The sequence below is a fragment of the Nitrosomonas sp. ANs5 genome (assembly GCF_050584665.1).
GTDB lineage: Bacteria > Pseudomonadota > Gammaproteobacteria > Burkholderiales > Nitrosomonadaceae > Nitrosomonas.
In genome coordinates, this window is sequence record NZ_JBEUDO010000026.1 from 1 (window position 1) to 18,207 (window position 18,207).

At 52.0% G+C, this 18,207-nt stretch carries 11 protein-coding genes; 8 read left to right on the forward strand and 3 right to left on the reverse strand.

Annotated features, from left to right (window positions below):
* From ABTW62_RS07955 to ABTW62_RS07985, 7 genes are all read left to right on the forward strand, one after another.
* Window positions 1–1,068 (forward strand): restriction endonuclease subunit S (locus tag ABTW62_RS07955; protein ID WP_430904057.1); only part of this gene is annotated, 1,068 nt, incomplete at its 5' end.
* Window positions 1,068–1,301 (forward strand): DUF2188 domain-containing protein, encoded by a 234-nt coding sequence (locus ABTW62_RS07960; protein WP_430904058.1) that lies wholly within the window; start codon window positions 1,068–1,070, stop codon window positions 1,299–1,301. The genes ABTW62_RS07955 and ABTW62_RS07960, both read left to right, overlap by 1 nt.
* A 7-nt stretch (window positions 1,302–1,308) precedes the next feature.
* Window positions 1,309–2,166, forward strand: coding sequence for a hypothetical protein (locus ABTW62_RS07965; RefSeq protein WP_430904059.1), 858 nt, complete (start codon window positions 1,309–1,311; stop codon window positions 2,164–2,166).
* Window positions 2,163–3,095 (forward strand): deaminase, encoded by a 933-nt coding sequence (locus ABTW62_RS07970; protein WP_430904060.1) that lies wholly within the window; start codon window positions 2,163–2,165, stop codon window positions 3,093–3,095. The genes ABTW62_RS07965 and ABTW62_RS07970 overlap by 4 nt, the downstream gene beginning before the upstream one ends.
* 43 nt (window positions 3,096–3,138) lie before the next feature.
* Window positions 3,139–6,483: a type I restriction endonuclease subunit R gene (locus tag ABTW62_RS07975; RefSeq protein ID WP_430904061.1), complete on the forward strand. Its 3,345-nt coding sequence runs from the start codon at window positions 3,139–3,141 to the stop codon at window positions 6,481–6,483.
* Complete coding sequence (locus ABTW62_RS07980) at window positions 6,480–7,244, forward strand: M48 family metallopeptidase (RefSeq protein ID WP_430904062.1); 765 nt, start codon at window positions 6,480–6,482, stop codon at window positions 7,242–7,244. Before ABTW62_RS07975 ends, ABTW62_RS07980 begins: the two co-directional genes overlap by 4 nt.
* 167 nt (window positions 7,245–7,411) lie before the next feature.
* Window positions 7,412–8,740, forward strand: a complete 1,329-nt coding sequence (locus ABTW62_RS07985; protein ID WP_430904063.1) for an MATE family efflux transporter — start codon at window positions 7,412–7,414, stop codon at window positions 8,738–8,740.
* Window positions 8,741–8,828: 88 nt separating this feature from the next.
* Here ABTW62_RS07985 and ABTW62_RS07990 read toward each other — a convergent pair whose 3' ends face one another.
* From ABTW62_RS07990 to ilvA, 3 genes are all read right to left on the reverse strand, one after another.
* Complete coding sequence (locus ABTW62_RS07990) at window positions 8,829–10,205, reverse strand: MFS transporter (protein ID WP_430904064.1); 1,377 nt, start codon at window positions 10,203–10,205, stop codon at window positions 8,829–8,831.
* A 1,111-nt stretch (window positions 10,206–11,316) separates the two neighbouring features.
* Window positions 11,317–15,180 (reverse strand): chemotaxis protein CheW, encoded by a 3,864-nt coding sequence (locus ABTW62_RS07995; RefSeq protein ID WP_430904065.1) that lies wholly within the window; start codon window positions 15,178–15,180, stop codon window positions 11,317–11,319.
* 457 nt (window positions 15,181–15,637) lie between these two features.
* Window positions 15,638–17,149 (reverse strand): threonine ammonia-lyase, biosynthetic, encoded by a 1,512-nt coding sequence (ilvA, locus tag ABTW62_RS08000; RefSeq protein ID WP_430904066.1) that lies wholly within the window; start codon window positions 17,147–17,149, stop codon window positions 15,638–15,640.
* 541 nt (window positions 17,150–17,690) lie between these two features.
* Between ilvA and ABTW62_RS08005 the strand changes: the two genes are divergently transcribed.
* On the forward strand, window positions 17,691–18,104 hold the full coding sequence (locus ABTW62_RS08005; protein ID WP_430904067.1) for a PA2779 family protein: 414 nt from the start codon (window positions 17,691–17,693) through the stop codon (window positions 18,102–18,104).
* Window positions 18,105–18,207: the final 103 nt, after the last annotated feature.

Below are 18,207 nucleotides of genomic sequence, written 5' to 3' on the forward strand. Positions count from 1 at the left end.
ATTCGCCGTGGAGCTCCACAAAGGGGCGATATAATTTTTACTCGTGAAGCCCCTGTTGGTGAAGTAGGTGTCCTTGAAGATGATGATGGTGTCTTTTTAGGACAGAGAACAATGATGTATCGAACTGCGCGGGAAAAGGCCGACAATTACTATCTTTTTTACACACTATCTAGTCGGTTTTGCCAAAAACAGATTGAAGATTTTAGCAACGGCGGAACAGTAGCACACATGCGTGTGCCAGATTGCGGGGAAATATTGATTAACCTTCCTCCTCTTCCCGAACAAAAGAAAATCGCCCAAATCCTGTCCACCTGGGACAAGGCCATCACCACCACCGAACAACTACTCGCCAACAGCCAGCAGCAGAAAAAAGCCCTGATGCAACAATTGCTCACCGGCAAAAAACGCCTGTTGGACAAGAATGGGGTTAGGTTTAGTGGGGCGTGGAAGACTGCTAGACTTGGCCAAATTGGAGAGATCAAAAGTGCCGGTGTGGATAAGAAAATAGTAAAAGATGAAACACCTGTGCGCCTGTTAAATTTCACAGATGTTTTCAAGAGAAGCTTTATTTACTCAAATGAACTTAACCACTGGGTTACAGCACCTGAAAGTAAAGTTGTGGGCTGTAATGTCGTTCAAGGTGATGTATTTTTTACCCCTTCTTCGGAAACCAGAAACGAGGCAGGTATTCCTGCAGTGGCAGTAGAAGATATTCCAAATTGCTGCTACAGCTATCATGTGGTTCGCTTCAGGATTAGTGAGCAATGGGATTTAAATTTCAAAGCATATGCCTTTACAACGCTTGAGTTTAGAAAGCAAGTAAACTTACTCGCCGATGGTAGCGGTCAGCGTTATGTGGTCTCACAAGATGCCTTCAGAAACATATCTGTCACATACCCAGACTTTGATGAGCAACAAGCGATTGGGAGATTACTTCGCATCGCTGAGGATGAAATCATCACCCTGCAACAAAAGCTTGATGCCTTAAAGCTGGAGAAAAAAGCCCTGATGCAGCAGCTATTGACGGGTAAGCGCCGAGTAAAACTTGAAAATAAGGAGGTTACGTAATGGCAAAAGGTAAGAACCAACACGTGGTTAGACACCCTGACGGCTGGGCTGTAAAAGGCGCGGGTAACTCAAAAGCCACCAAAGTAACGAAAACGCAGAAAGAAGCGATTGAGGTCGCCGAAGAGATCGCACGTAACCAGCAATCCGATACCAAGGTTCACGGCGGTGACGGGAAAATCCGAGCAGGAAACAGCTACGGCAACGACCCCTATCCACCTAAAGATAAGAAATGAGGCGGTAATGGCACTGAAGTTTTCTGGCACATTTGAAGACCTCAAAGCCAAGCTGGCAAAGCTTGGCGGACAATGGGATGAGTCGCAACCCAACAAGAAGGTTCTCCGGCTTAACAATGGTGTGATGAACTGGTTCGAATCTACCGGCTCTATCAGCTTTCAAGGTAAGGATCCTGGAAAATCAACACTGGAGGCTGAAGTTCCAAAACTTCTATATCCAACTGAAGCTGCTACGATTACGACACCTAAGGTTTCAGCTTCCGCTCAGGATACACATCCAACCACTGCCATGTCTCCCCAAAATCTTTCGATCGAGCGGCAATACCTGACGACAGGTATCAACGAAGGAGAATTGGTCATTGGTATAGTGAGTGCGGTTGGAACTGAATACAAGCGAGTAACAGACCCTTTATCTGATCGCCTCAAAGGTTTTGGATACTCAGTTCAAGAAATCCGAGTATCGTCCTGTCTGTTTGGCTTTTCAGGAACGGGCGAGTATGAACGAATCAGGCATTATATGAAGGCTGGCGATACACTGCGAGAAAATAGTAAAAACAACGCCATTTTGGCAACTGGTGTCGCAAAAAAGATTTCAGCTTCAAGAAATGAATCCAATCCAAAGTGTGCATACATTGTCAATTCATTGAAACACCCCAGAGAAGTCGAGTTTCTGCGAAAAGTGTATGGAGACGGTTTCTACTTAATCGGAATTCATGCGGATGAGAAAAGACGTCACCAACATTTGACCGACGATAAAGGGATGACCCAGGCCCAGGCTAACGAGCTGATTCGAATTGACGAAGATGAAAGCTTCGATCATGGGCAAAAAACCAGGGATACCTACCACTTAGCCGACTTTTTTTGAACCTGGGCAGCAATAACGACCAAGTTAAAAACCGTTTACAGCGCTTTTTGGAATTGATTTTTTCACACCCTTATAAGAACCCTACATTCGATGAGTTTGCGATGTTTATGGCATTCAATAGCTCTGTTCGCTCCGGCGATTTATCTCGGCAAGTAGGTGCCGTGATTAGCCGTGAAAAGCAGATCATTGCAACGGGTGCGAATGATGTTCCCAAGTCTGGTGGCGGCCTCTACTGGGCGGAAGTCGACGAAGCAACAGGCAATATTGAAGATGATCCAGATGGCAAGGATTACACCAGAGAAGGCGATTCCAACAAACAGGCGCAGGCTGAAATTATTCAGGAAATAGCCCAAAGCCTCCTCGAAAAAGGCCTGATAGGTGGCCAAAACAAAATAGAGCTCCATAAGGTGCTGAGAGAAAGTAAAATCTCAGACCTGACCGAGTTTGGTCGTGTCGTACACGCTGAAATGGACGCGCTGCTTTCATGTAGCCGTACCGGTATACCAACCTCTGGCTCAACACTCTACTGCACAACTTTTCCCTGCCATAATTGCGCTAAGCACATCATCGCAAGCGGCATCAAAAGAGTGGTCTATGTAGAGCCTTATCCGAAAAGTCGTGCATTGGATTTTCATTCTGAATCCATCCAGCTCAAATCGGAATTGGAAAACTCTTGTAGTGATACTAGCGAATTAGTCAGTTTCGAGCCGTTTATCGGTGTGGGGCCTCGACGCTTCCTGGATCTGTTCTCAATGAGTCTCGGTGGCGGCTCTAAACTGCGTCGCAAAGATAAGATTGGTAATACCTTAGATTGGGATAAGTCATCAGCCCCAATCAGAACCCCTTTAGTATCGAAGTCATACCTGGAGATAGAGCAGGCAGCAGCTGAGATGTGGGACGACTATTCACAAAGCGGCAGCCCTTTTTAATGTGAACGCACCTCGAGTATCAGGAGTTGAAGATAGATAACGAATGACTCAATACGCCCCCAGATTCCAGGAAGAATACAGCACCAAGCTGCCGGCGCTAACGTTGTTGACCAACCTCGGCTGGTCATTCCTCTCCCCTGAACAGGCGCTGGCAGCCCGTGGCGGCCAACAGGATGAAGTGGTATTGCGCCAGATTCTGCGCAGCGAACTACAAAAGCGCACCTTTACCTTCGCCGGCAAAAGTTATCCGCTGTCGGAGAAAGCCATCGATAACCTGATTGCCGAGGTCTGCAGCCCGGCGCTGAACGAGGGTCTGCTGACGGCCAATGAACGGCTGTATAACCACTTGCTGTACGGCATTTCCGTGACTGAGTTTGTCGATGGCAAAAAGGCCAGCCTGACCATTGCGCTGATCGACTGGCAGCACCCGACCAACAACAGTTTTGTATTCACTGAAGAATTCACCGTGACCCGCGCAGGTGGCGTGGAAAGCCGCCGGCCGGATATTGTCTGTTTTGTGAATGGCATTCCGCTGGTGGTGATCGAGGCCAAGCGGCCCGATGGCCATGCCAACAAAGGCCCGACCATTGACGAAGGGATTTCGCAAAGCCTGCGCAACCAGCGCCATGATGAAATCCCGTTGCTGTTTGTCTATAGCCAGTTGCTGCTGTCCATCAATGGCCATGAAGGCCGCTACGGCACCTGCGGCACCCCCCAGAAATTTTGGGCCGCCTGGCGTGAGGAGGATATTGCCGGCACGGCAATGTTTGCCCTTAAGAACGAACGATTAACCCCCGCACAGGTAACAAGCTTGTTCAGCCATCGTCCGGCTGCCGATCTTGACTGGTACAACAACCTGATTGCGGGTGGTGAACTGGCAGTCACCGGGCAGGATCAACTGCTGATCAGCCTGTTAAGCCCGGCCCGATTGCTGGAGATGACCCGCTTCTTTACCCTGTTTGATAAAAAAATTGGCAAGATCGTTGCCCGTTATCAGCAGGTATTTGGCATCAAACGGCTGATTGAGCGTATCAATACTTTTGATACCGGGAGCGCAGGCAACTCGCCTGCACTTGCGGGCCAGCGGCCCGCGTTTCCGGTTGCGCGGCCAAGAAAAGGTGGCGTCATCTGGCATACCACGGGATCGGGTAAGTCGTTCACGATGGTGTTTTTAAGCAAGGCATTGATCCTGCACGACAGCCTGAAACAGTGCCGCATTGTGGTGGTGACCGACCGGGTAGACCTGGAAACTCAGCTCAGCAGAACTTTTGCCTCGGGTGGCGAACTAGCTGGCAAAAAGGATAAAGAAACGGCGATGGCCACTTCCGGCAAGCGCCTGGCCAAGCAGATTGGCAAAGGCAGCGAGCGGATCATCTTCTCGCTGATTCAGAAGTTTATTACCGCCACCAAGTTGCCGGCATGCGTGAACACCAACCCGGATATTATCGTGCTGATCGACGAAGGCCACCGCAGCCAGGACGGTGAGAACCATATCCGCATGAAGCAGGCGCTGCCCAATGCCGCCTTTGTGGCCTTTACCGGCACGCCGCTGCTGAAGGACGACAAGACCACCAACAAGTTCGGCCCCATCGTGCACGCCTATACCATGCAGCGCGCGGTGGAGGACCGGGCGGTTACGCCACTGCTGTATGAAGAGCGCATCCCTGATCTGGATGTGAACGCGCGTGCCATCGACAGCTGGTTTGAGCGCATTACCGAAGGGCTGTCCGATGAGCAGAAGACCGACCTCAAGCGTAAGTTCGCCCAAAAAGGTCAGGTGTACGGTGCGGATGATCGCATCCGCCTGATCGCGCTCGATCTTGCCAACCACTTCGTGAAAAACATTGACGAAGGCTTGAAGGGCCAACTCGCGTGCGACAGCAAGGCTGCGGCAATCAAGTACAAGAAGTATCTGGACGAAACGGGTTTGTTTGAATCTGCCGTGGTGATGAGCCCGCCCGATACCCGTGAAGGCAATACCGCCGTGGATGAATCGGCCACGCCGGAAGTCACCCAGTGGTGGAAGGACAATGTCGGCAGCCAGGATGAACAGGCCTATACCAAGCGCCTGATCGAGCGTTTCGATAACGACGACGCGCTGAAGCTGCTGATTGTGGTGGACAAACTGCTGACCGGTTTCGATGAGCCGAAAAACACCGTGCTCTATATCGACAAACCACTGAAAGCGCACAATTTGATCCAGGCCATTGCCCGGGTCAACCGCCTGCACCCGAAGAAACAGTTCGGTTTGCTGATCGACTATCGCGGCGTTCTGGCCGAGCTGGATGCCACGATTCAGAAATATCAAGATCTGGCTTCCCGCACCCAGGGCGGCTACGAGATCGACGACATCGCGGGCCTCTACAGTCAGATGTGCACCGAATACAAGCGCCTGCCCCAGCTTTACAAACAGCTGTGGGCCATTTTCGATAGCGTAAAGAACCGGAATGACATCGAGCAACTGCGCCAGGTATTGGTGCCGAAGATCGAGGAACGTGATGGGGAGCTGGTCGATGTGCATCTCAAAGTTCGGGAAGATTTCTACGAAGCCCTGACTGCCTTTGCCAGTTGCCTGAAAGTGGCGCTGCAATCGGCCACTTTCTTCGAAGATAAAGTCTTCAGTGATGACGACCGCCGTCATTACAAGGAAACCCTGAAACAGCTCTCTAGCCTGCGCCAGCTGGTCCAGCAGGATGCCGGTGAACGGGTGAACTATGACGCCTATGCCGAGCAGGTGAAGAAACTGCTGGATAAGCATGTGGTGGGCGTGGGGGTCAAAGAACCGGACGGCGTCTATGAAGTGGGCAAGATGGGCCAGAAGCAGCAGCCAAAAGATTGGCGCAACGAGAAAACCCGCAACGAAACCGACATCATCAAAACCCGCGTCACCCGCATGATCGAGCAGGAACTGCGCGATGACCCCTATGCGCAGGAAGCCTTCTCCAAACTGCTGCGCCAGGCCATCATCGATGCGGAAAAGCTGTTTGACCATCCGCTGAAACAATACCTGTTGTTCCGCGCGTTCGAAGAGCAGGTGCAGGCGCGCCGCCTGCATGACATCCCCGATGCCTTTGCCGGCCATCGCCATGCCCAGGCTTACTTTGGTGTGTTCAAAAAGGTGCTGCCGGAAGCGCTCTCAATCACCGATCAGCAGGCACAGGACAAGTGGGTGAAGCTGGCCTTTGAGATTGACGAAGCAGTTGAAACCGCCGTGGCTGAAAACTCCATCAACCCGCAGAACATCGAAGCAGATATCCGCAAGAAACTGCTGCCGCGCATGTTCCAGGCATGCAAAGCCATCGGCGGCGGCATGGATCAGGCCAAGAAGATTGTGGAAATGGTCGTACAAATCACCCGGGTGGGTTTGAGCGGCATGTCATTGGGATGAATGTGCTAATCCGCGCCCAAGGCCAGCCCCTGAGCTTTTGCTACGGCGATGAGTGCATCGCCTTCGAGCGCGTACGGCGTCCGCTGGCCACAGGCAAGGTGCTGATCAAGGTTCATCCTGATTGCCGCGTAGTGATATCTGCGCCGGAAGATACCAGCAACGATGCGGTGTTAGCTGCGGTAAAAAAGCGTGGACGCTGGATCTACGAGCAATTGCGGGACTTTCGGAAACAGCTGACGCACATCACGCCACGCCAATACATCAGTGGTGAAAGCCATTATTACTTGGGCAGGCAGTACCTGCTGAAGGTGATGGAAGCCCCTGACCAGATTCAGGGTGTTAAGTTGACGCGGGGCAAACTAGAAGTGACTGTCAGGCGCAAGCGCGCCGAGAAGGTTCAGGAACTGCTCACTGACTGGTTCAAGGCCCGCGCCAAGGACGTATTTGCCAAACGGCTCGACGCCATGCTGGAACAAGCACTGTGGGTGACTGAGCGCCCGCCGCTACGGATACGCACCATGCATACCCAATGGGGCAGCTGCTCGCCCAATGGGCGGATTACTCTTAATCCTCACTTGGTGAAAGCGCCGCGAGAGTGCATCGATTACGTACTGTTGCATGAGCTTTGCCATATCGCCGAGCACAACCACAGCCAGCGGTTCTACCGGCTGATGGAACAAGTCATGCCGAAATGGGAAAAAACCAAGGAACGACTGGATGGCATGGCGAACCTGCTTTTTCAAACTGGCTCTCATGAGTAAATTATGGTGCGCAAGCGTATCTTACCGTTTCCAGCCCAGCACCCATTCAGACAAGAAAATAGCCATGCAGATAAAATTGCTTGAAATAGCGGCTATTTTGATGAAATTATTTCCGAGTATCAACGGTCTTGCTCATATGCGAGATTAAATTCCCAAAAATATAGTCAGTGCCCTCCCCGACTCATCCCTTTGCCGTGACCCATCGCATGGTCTTCAATTTGGCCGTGCCGATGACGCTCGCCTATCTGACTACGCCGTTGCTGGGACTGGTCGATACGGCCGTGGTTGGCAGATTGGGCGAGGCGTCACTGATCGGCGGATTGGCGGTGGGCGCCATTCTGATTGATTTGGCGCTGACAACCTTCAATTTTTTGCGCTCTGGCACGACTGGTCTAACTGCCCAAGCTTTTGGCCGGGCCGACGCAGTTGAAATTCAGGCGACGCTATTGCGTTCCCTGATGACTGGCGCGACTTGCGGCCTGATCCTGCTGGCACTGACCCCGCTGCTGCTAGCGATTGGTCTTTATCTGATGGACCCTGGCGACAAGGTTGCCATAGCGACCCAGCAATACGTGCAGATCCGCATGTTTGGCGCGCCGCTGGCATTGGGCAATTACGCGGTGCTGGGCTGGCTGATTGGACTGGGCCGGACAAAAACCGGACTGTTACTGCAGATCGTACTCAACGGCACCAATATAGTGCTCTCGTTCCTGATGGGTCTGCAGCTGGGATTCGGCATCGAGGGCGTCGCGGCCGCCACTGTCATCAGCGAATTGCTCGCGCTGTTGCTCGGCCTGAGTATTTGCCATCGATTGCTTGCAGGGGGCGAGCGCCCATCCAGCAAACGATTGTTTGATCGTGCTGCCCTCTGGCGCCTTGCCAATCTCAATGCCGATATCATGCTGCGCTCCTTCGCCCTGCTCTTCGCCTTCGCATTCTTTACCGCTCAAGGGGCCGATCTGGGTGAACAAACACTGGCAGCAAATGCCGTGTTGATGAATTTCCTCATGATTGCCAGTTATTTTCTTGACGGGCTGGCAACCTCTGCCGAGCAACTGGTCGGTCGCGCCATCGGCGCCAATTACCGCGCGGGTTTTGTGCGCAGCCTGCGGCTTACCCTGGCTTGGAATTTGTGCATGGCCGCTTTGCTCTCGCTGACTTTTGGCCTGTTTGGTGAGGCCTTGATCGCAGTGATGACCACGCTGGAATCAGTACGAATGGAAGCATCGCACTATCTGCTGCTAGCTGCTTTGCTGCCGCTCACCGGCGTGCTGGCGTTCCAGATGGATGGTGTCTTTATCGGTGCAACCTGGTCGCGCGAGATGAGCCGGATGATGCTGGTTTCGCTCAGTGCCTATTTGATCGCATGGTGGCTGCTGCGGGATTTTGCCAACACCGGTCTGTGGCTTGCCTTGCATATCTTTCTGCTGGTGCGCGGCCTGACTCTGTCCGTGCGTCTGCCGGTCAGAGTCAGGCAGGCCTTCAGGCAATCATGAGTGGCAACATTTGGCTGGCATTCACTGAAATCACACTGAAATTCATCAGGCCGAACAGCATCAGGCATGCTACCGCTTCAGGTCAGGCTCATTTCCGGTCATCTGATTCGACTGGGTCAACTGCCGTTTCAACTGCTGTTTCAGCCGTTTCAACCGTTTCAACCGTTTCGGCTGTTGTATCAGCTGCTGTTTCCGCTGCCAGCGGATCTGGATGAGAATCCTGGTATGCCTCGAAATCTTCCTGCCGTGGATCCAATTCCAGAATGACTGTGGTTGAAACGGGCGCCACCCCCACACAGTGGGTCTGTTCCTCGACCGTTGGGTCTCGTTCCCGCAACGAAGAACGTATGCCTAACAGCAATAACAGGGATAACGCAGCGGCTGTCAGGAAAAACAATCCCGGCGGTCCCAGCCAGGTGACCGAGAATCCTCCCAGTACCGGCCCGATGACGCTGCCCAGGCCCGCTGAAAACAGCATGGTCGCACTGGCGGGAACAATTTGATGGTGAACGAGCATGTCATGCGTCAGGGCTAGACACAACGGATAGATACAGGCAACGAGCCCATAAAACAGTGATACGCTCAGATATAGCCAGAGTATCGATTGATCCCCCAGCCATGCGGCCACCAGCCCGGCAGCAATTGAACCGCCGATGACCACCAGAATCAATATGCGCCGGGGTACAAAATCCGACAAAAGGCCGATTGGCCACTGCAGAAACATGGCAGCCAGAATGGCCAGCCCCATGAATGCCGCCACTTGCCCGACATCCAACCCGGACCGGACGGCGAAGATGGGTCCAATTGCAGCAAATGCGCTCAATGCGATGGCACTGAACAAGGCACCTGCGACACCCAGCTCTGATTTTCGCCATAGTTCCAGTATCCCCAACCGTTCCCCTGCCTCCAGTTCTGGCGCCGGGGAACGCGTAAGCGACAATGGAATCAATGACACGACAATCAGAATTGCCGCAACAATAAATAAATGATGCGTGGCCGGATCACCCCACCCAATCAAGAATTGACCGAGTGAAGCCGCCAGATAAAACAGTACCATGTAAGTGGCCAGCAGTTTGCCGCGGGTTTCTGTGGTTGCGCGGGTATTGGCCCAGCTCTCGGTAATCAGCATCAATCCTGCAATACAGAAACCCAGGACCAGACGCAACGCGCCCCAACCGATAACCGAGATATGGATGGAATGAAGTAGTGCGACCGCACCGGCGACAGCGCCAAATACCGCAAAAGCCCGAATATGACCCACTCGCCGAATCACATGTATCCCGGAAAGCGAGCCCAGAACAAAGCCGATGGAAAAGAAAGCCAGTACCGTCCCGGCGATGCCAGCCCGGTAACCTTCGAGTTCCATCCTGAGTGCAATCACTGTCCCTAACAGGTTGTTGCCCATTACCAGGAGTATGAGACTGAGAAATAAGGCGACAATACTGACTAATGTTTGAAATAGCATCACGGAATCCCACAAAAATCATTAAACCGGTTCCAGCGAATGAAATCTGTTACATGACACACATCATGCACCCCAGTTTCGGCAATCAACCTGACGGAATTACTGGAAAGATGCGCAAGGTCAGCATCAGTTCCTCAGCAAAGCGGATAACATATTTGGTATTGGGGCACAGGACAAGGTGCAATCTTGCGACATGATCATGCCAGGAAACAGCAATGCAGTCATGTGCCTGAAAATTGCACAATCCACCACAACGCAAACTCACCCATGGTGGGGAAGTCGCATGTTTTTGAGAAATCCAGCTATTCACCCGGCAGAATACTCAAATCAGCATCGACCGGCGAATCCAGGATAAAACCGCCGTCACGGGGCAATGCAGCAACCCGCATTCCGAATTGCCGCGTCACCCAGTGGTCAATTTGGGTCTATCCAACATCTCCCCAGATACCGATCCAGCACTTCGACCGAGGGATACTGCTGAATGACAGACTCATTCTGGAAGAAATTAATTTAATAGTCCAATCTGCCTCTGAACTATTTTCAGTAACAGTGTGGTGCATGCAACTTATCCTAGGAGGCTGTCCGAGAATAGACTGATCTACTGCGGACGAGCCTGATTGGCCGGATTTTACGATCCTTATCGTTAAATAGAACGACTATTCGCCTCAAATGATCGAAAAATCCAACTCAACCAGCCTTGCCCTCGCTACGATCGCTATTCTCGGACAGCCTCCTAGACGACTATCTTGCTTGCCTGAAACAGGCATCATGCACCACTGTGTTTTTAGTATAAGCTACTTGGCCTGGCATGGCCAATCGTCGCCGACGGGCAATTACGGTTGCCGGAAAAAATCTCGCTTCGCGATTCTCGGCCTCGTGATGCTGAATATGCGCCCAGCAATCATCCGTCATCGGTTTTTATGGTGTGCAAGCGCACCCTTGTACGCTGCCATCCTTGCCAGGCAGGTAGCAGGAGAGGTTGCCCATCGTTTTAGAAAAACAGTCATTCAGTGTTTCCAAACTGCTTCCACCCCCAAAACCGCAGTCGACTGCGGTTTTGGGGGTGGAATGCCCGGTCTTGCTGACTGTTTAACGGACCCATGTTTCCGAATCAGTCCACACTCTCAACAACTTGCGCAACACTTTCCGGTAGAGGTTTGCTGGAACCGGCTGGAGCGAATGACAACGCAAGGAGCGAACCTTCTTTTGCTTGCCGGTATTGCATCAGCTTGAGCGGATCGATAATCAGCATGGTCACGTCTTCTCCTATCATGGCTGCACCGGCCAAACCGGGCACACGCGATAATTGTGAACCGAGATCTTTCATGATGATTTCGCACCGTCCGGCCAGTTCGCCAGCATGAACCGCCAGGCGGGTTTGACCGGATTGCAGCAACAGTATTCGCTGGTAACATTCGATCGCGGGAGCAAGATCGGTTTCTCCCAGTAGATTCGGGAGATAAGCTACAGGAAACCTTTCTCCTTGCCAATCAATGCTCCCGGCCTGATAGGCGGTTGCCAAGGCCGTATCATCCATTTCCAGAACCTGCGTCACGAGTGACGCCGGAATGCCGTATGTGCTGCCAGCCACGCTGGTGATCCAGGTGCGCGTAACGGTCTGAAGTGCTGGCAGACGCAATGTACAGGTGGTTCTGCGGTTTTGATCCGAAGTGATGGTAATGCTGGCACCGATTGCTGCCAGCGTATGCTTGAAATCATCCAGGCCATCCCCTGCATCGTGCGCTTCATCCGGGTCAGTCAATTCAGGCTGATGTACCTTCTCATTCCGGTGAAAGTGCTCGCCAGCCGGCTCAATGCCGTCAGCTGACAATGTAATGACGACACCGTTGGCTTCCTGGCGCAGATTGAACGTGATCTGACCGGTTCCCAGTCTGCCAGCCTGGCGTGGTTCATCGGCTGATTCGGCCCCATGTTGCAGAACGCCCTGCAGCACATGCGTGAGTGGCGCTCTGATCGTCTCAAGCATCCTCTGCTCAATTGCCAGATCTTCTCCCTGGATGATGAAATTGATCTGTCTGTTCGTATCTCGAGCGCTTTCGCTGACGACTTGCTGCAGCTGTGCGCACAAATACGAGAACGGCTTGAAGCGTATGTTGTCCAGTGTCTGCTGCAACTGGTAATTCAGATGCACTTGCTGGTCCAATGCCGACTGAGCAGCCTGCTGGGTTGTCAGCAGGTTTTGATGGGCCCTCAGCAGCTCGTCCAGATCCGTCTCCAGCTGCTGGGTTAACTGCTGCAAGTGTATCGAATGATCTGGCTGCCCGGTTTCTGCCGGGATCGGATTGTCCGTTGACGATGAGGGCGTGCCGGGCGAATGACTATCCGCTCCTGTTTCTGCTGCATGCAGGCGTTCACGCATGCGGTGGATACTTTTTCCCAGATGCTGCAGCTGTTGCTCAAAGCCATATAGTTGTTTCTCAACTTGTGAACGGGCCACACTTGCCTCACTCGCGTCGTCCACCAGACAGTCAATCAACTCGGCTTCGACCTGCAAAATGGGGGTGTGTCCGCCGGTCTCAATCGCTTCAGGCAGATTGCAGGCAGGCACAGCCGGAATAGTTTGCACATCGGCCTGATGGGATCCGGATTCGATTGTTTCTCCGATCGGTGTTTGAGCCTCTGGATCTATCGATTCATTACCAGGATCAGATAATAGATTCTCGTTGACTGCTTCTGTCACGCGGTTTGCGGCCGCTTCATCCAACAACTGAGATTGATCTTGTTTCACTTCCATGACTGGTTGGCACAAACTATCGTCAGCTGGAACGCTGGCGGAGGGTTCACTGGCTCCATGCATGATGTTTCTGATGCGCTCGATCAAGGCAGCGGCCTCGATTTCGACTTCCCCATTTTTGGCAAGGTGCGCACACCAGACGCCAAAATACTGATGGCTGTCTTCCAGCAGTGCCAACAGGCAATCGGTTGCGGGTGCTTGCTCACCCAACCAGCGGTTCATGAGTTGTTCGATGCGCCAGGCAACTTCACCCAGATCCGGTAGTGCTACCATACGGCTGCTTTCCTTCAGAGTATGGAAGCCTTGCCGGATGGCAGCCAGCGCTTCCATGTCGGCAGGATCGTGGCGGGATGCCTGTAAATGCTCGGCGATGCTGGCCAGTACGTCATTGCATTCATCGAGAAAGATTGTCAGCAAGTCTGTATCGATCATGGGCTCACTGCTTTCCGGGGAGGCAGCGGTTGATTGCGGGAGAGGCTCGCTGCCTGCATCAAGCGCTTCATCGGCTGGGGGCTGATCAAACATGCTGATGGCAGCTTCAACCAGTGCTTCCCTATCCGGTTGAGGATTTCCGAGCGTTTCAATGTAGAAACCAAAACTACTGAGCGCATCGGCCAGCAAAGTTTGTTCGCCAGAATGGGCTGAGTGAGCCGAATTCATCAGTTTTTTGACCTGGCCATGGCATAAATCGAGCAAGATGCCGGCACGATCGAGCTCGAGCATGGCCAACATGCCGCCAATCTGCGTAAATAACCGTGGCAGCATAGACAAATCATCGAGAGCCCCGGCATCGATAAAAAATCGCTCGAGAATGTCTTCTATTTGCGTCAGATTGGCGCGTATTTCCTGTGTGGCCTGCTGCATCAACGCTTGCGCCGCATCCATGTCCTGATGCGTTTCAGGCGCATCGGCCAAGGGTGACGCCACTGCTTCACCAGCCATTAACGCATGTATGCGGTCAGCAAGTGACGCTGCCTTTGATGACAGCTCTGGGGGAAGCTGCTGAATAGTTTCCAGCATATTTTCTATCAATGCCAGACTATCAGTTATCACCAGCAGAATACTGTCGTCCTCGCCGGCTACTGGCATGCTCAATCCGGACCAAGCGTTATGTACCGCTCCGGCCAATGTTTCCAGCGTCGGACAATTCGACTTAGCAGCCAGTACCTGGAATTGCTCGGACAAGGCCGTTAAAGTGGTCCGATCATCCGCTTCTTCGAAGCTAAATCGGTACCAGCGGTCGGCCATATCACTCAACAAGGCACGCATGGCCTCTAATTCAGACTCCGGCAACGCCAGGTCATCCTCCGCGATTTCCGCCAGCGGGTCTAAATTATCGAATGAAGACAGCAATTGCTGCCAATCATAGACGCGATTGATTTCCTGCAATCGTTCACTCACTGGCTGACAGCGTGCGACGCGATACAGGAGCTCCCTGGTCAACTGATCGGCAACGGTGTGCGCTTCGTTATTGAGTCGCCTGATTTCCTGCTCAATTTTTCCACAGAGCCGGCGGATGGAATGATCAACACTCTGTTCTTGATGCAGCAGGCTGTCCAGAAAACCGGTAGAAATCCACCAAAAAGCTCTTTGCTCGATTGGCGCCGGCAGTTGCTCGATCATGCGTACAGCATCGATCATTTGCTGCAGGCTTTGCTTGTTGCTCGAATCCCGCAACCAATTGACCAAGCCTGTCTGGAATAACGTGCGCGCCTGCCGGGCAGCCGTTTGCCTGGCAGGCGCATCAAGATCGGATGATGCCGGTGTGAGCGGCAGTGATTCACGCATGCTAGGGAAAAACAAATCGCTTGCGGAAACCTCTTCCAGCCCCTGCGCCTGCATGATCTTACGATAGACGGGAAACAGTTTGGCAGGATTATCCTCCTCGCCATCCACCAATGCATTCAAATAACGCTCTATCGATCGCAAGGATTGTCTGACCACATGAAGCGTATCCGGCTGTGACGCTATCTTTTGTTCGCATAGGGACTTGAGCAAGGCTTCCAGGTTCTGACTCACAAATGCAATCCCGCCCAATCCCAGCATTTCCAGCATAGCCTTGAGTTGATGGGTGTAATAATGACAATTTTCGATTTGCTGGCTATCAGCAGGATTACTGGTATAGGACTCCAGGTGGCGGTAAATCAGGCGAAAAATCTGTGCCATCGCTTCTCTAATGCCGACGACGGAAGCTATATCGATTTTGGTCTCAGTATTCATTGAACGGCTTTCCTAAATCTTGAGATTGATAATGCGTATTCCACATTGAACAATCAGCTGGAACGGACGTAGACCGTTGCACCAGGTCATCATGGCCAAGCAGATGAGTACGCGTTAGTTTACGGGCCAGACGGCTGCCATGGTGTGCAGCCAGCCAGATAGCGGCAATTGGATGCATAAAAATTATATTGACATATCCAGACACCACGATAGGGTAATCGCAGAACACTGGAAACAAAAATGCAAAGAAGTTCGTAAAAACAGCGCTTATCGGTATTTTGCAGCGATAGCAAAATCAGATTTTTGGCAGCAAGCGAGGTATTCTGTCTGTTCGTTCCAGAAAAAGAGGGAGCATGACTGCGGGCACGGCATGAAGCAAAGCGGGTTGATCGGTTCCGTTTTATTGAAACCGCCCGCTCGCGGCATGCAGCAGACTTGATACGAGCCTAGTAGGCTGTCAACCGAGAAAAAGTTTATAGGCTGGGTTGGTGCTTTCTTCCCAGTAGCGATAGCCCAGCTTGTCAAGGAAATCCCTGAATTCATGTTTTTCATTTGGCGGCACTTCCATCCCGACCAGCACGCGGCCAAAATCTGCGCCATGATTGCGGTAATGGAACAAGCTGATGTTCCAATGGTGGCTCATATGATTCAGAAAATTCATGAGTGCGCCCGGTCTGTCCGGGAACTCAAAACGATACAGGATCTCATGCTTGACATCCCGGGAGCGGCCACCCACCATATGACGGATATGTAACTTCGCCATCTCGTTAGCCGTCATGTCTTCGGTACGCAGACCGTTATCCCGCAGACTCTGGATTAAATGCAAAGCTTCTTCGCGGTTACGCACTGATATACCGACAAAGACATGGGCTTCCTTGGGATCGGCATAACGGTAATTGAATTCTGTAATGCTGCGGGCGCCCAGCAGGCTGCAAAACTTTTTGAAACTGCCGGGTTGTTCGGGAATCGTGACGGCCACGACCGCTTCCCTTTGCTCGCCGAGCTCCGCACGCTCGGAAATATGGCGTAACCGGTCAAAATTCATGTTGGCGCCTGAGGCCACCGCGACCAGCGTTTCATGCTGTATGTTTTCCCGCTCGACATAAGCTTTCAACCCAGCAACGGACAGTGCACCGGAAGGCTCAACGATGGCACGGGTATCTTCAAAAATGTCCTTGATGGCCGCACAGATCGCGTCGGAATCGACCAGCAATATTTCATCGACCAGTTCCCGGCATATGCGAAAGGTTTCCTTACCTACCATCCGGACCGCGACACCATCGGCAAACAATCCGACTTGCGACAGTTTCACGCGCCTTTTGTTTTTCAGGGAACGGTGCATCGCGTCGGAATCAACTGGCTCGACACCTATGATCTTAATATTGGGATCGAGCCGTTTTACATAGGATGCAATGCCGGCAATCAGCCCCCCCCCGCCAATCGGCACAAAAATTGCATGGATCTTGCCTGTATGCTGACGCAGGATCTCCATCCCTATCGTCCCCTGCCCAGCAATGACCTCCGGATCATCATAGGGATGGACAAAGGTTGCATCTTCCTTTTTTGTCAGCTTCAATGCGTACTCATACGCATCATTGTAGGAATCACCATGTAGCAGAACCGTCGCGCCCAATGCCATCACAGCATTGATCTTGATCTGGGGCGTGGTTGCCGGCATGACAATCGTGGCTGAACAGCCGAGTTTGCCCGCAGCCAATGCCACGCCTTGGGCATGATTACCGGCTGAGGCAGCGATCACGCCATGCTGGAGCATATCTGGGGGGATTTTCGCCATCTTGTTGTAGGCCCCCCGCAGCTTGAAGGAAAATACTTGCTGCATGTCTTCTCTTTTGAGAAAAATTCGGTTATGCATGCGTGACGACAAAGATGCCGCCCGATCCAATGGCGTTTCTATGGCGACATCGTAGACACGGGCAGTGAGTATTTTTTCAAGGTAATTATTCTTCATGGGATATATTGGATGATCGGCAGCAACAGCAGCCTGAAGAAGCGCAACCTGGATACATATCAAATTACTTTAGGGCACCTCTAAAAATCCATATTTCGTCACAATACGCCGTTGTTCACAAAAAATGTCCCTTACATATCCATCATATGCTGCGTCATCATTTTTTGTTCTCGCCTCGTTTAAAACGCTGAATTTTTAGAGGTACCCTTGATTATTAGGGTCGATTTGATCAGCGCGTCCTGCCTGGCATGGCTGACATGAGACATTGGCTGGACAGTATTGTAGTGCATGTTGTCATGCTATGCTCTGGCTACTGCAATGATTTATTCTATCATGCAGGTGCGCGGCCAAGACAGTAAGTCGTTATCTCTATTCGGTAGAGTGCATGCACGCTATATAATTCCGACTGCCTTAATTGACCACTAAACATATTCGTACAAAGTAAATGTTACCGGTCATGCCCCTCAGCATGATCTGAATTACAAAATTGTGATCCCGCTCTAATTACCCACATTCAAAACCAAAAAAGGAGAGATATTTCATGCGTTTTTTTCATCGCATTCGTGTTGCACTCGCATTACCCTTGATGCTGAGTCTCATCCTCACCAGTTTTCCCATGGCCGGTTTTGCCGCCAGCCATATCAGCACGGATCAGCTAATTGAAGACAATATTCTTGCGACAGAACGTGCGCGGGTCCACGAATTTATGTCGCGCGAGGATGTGCGTGATGAAATGACCGCTCTGGGTGTGGACCCGGATGAGGCGCTGGCCCGTATCAATAGTTTCTCGGATAGTGAAATACAGCTGGTAGCCGGACAGATTCATGCCCTGCCCGCTGGGGAAGGCGCTATTGGCCCTATCGTTGGCGCCCTGGTCGGGGTATTCATTATTTTGCTTATCACCGATTTGCTTTGTCTCACCACCTTCTTCAACTTCACCAAGTGCGCAAGATAAAGCCTCAAACCTGTCGTTGCCTCAGTTTGGGTCTGTCCCGGCAGCATAACGCAATGGCTTTGCCTGTATGACTAGGAGGCTGTCCGAGAATAGACTGATCTAC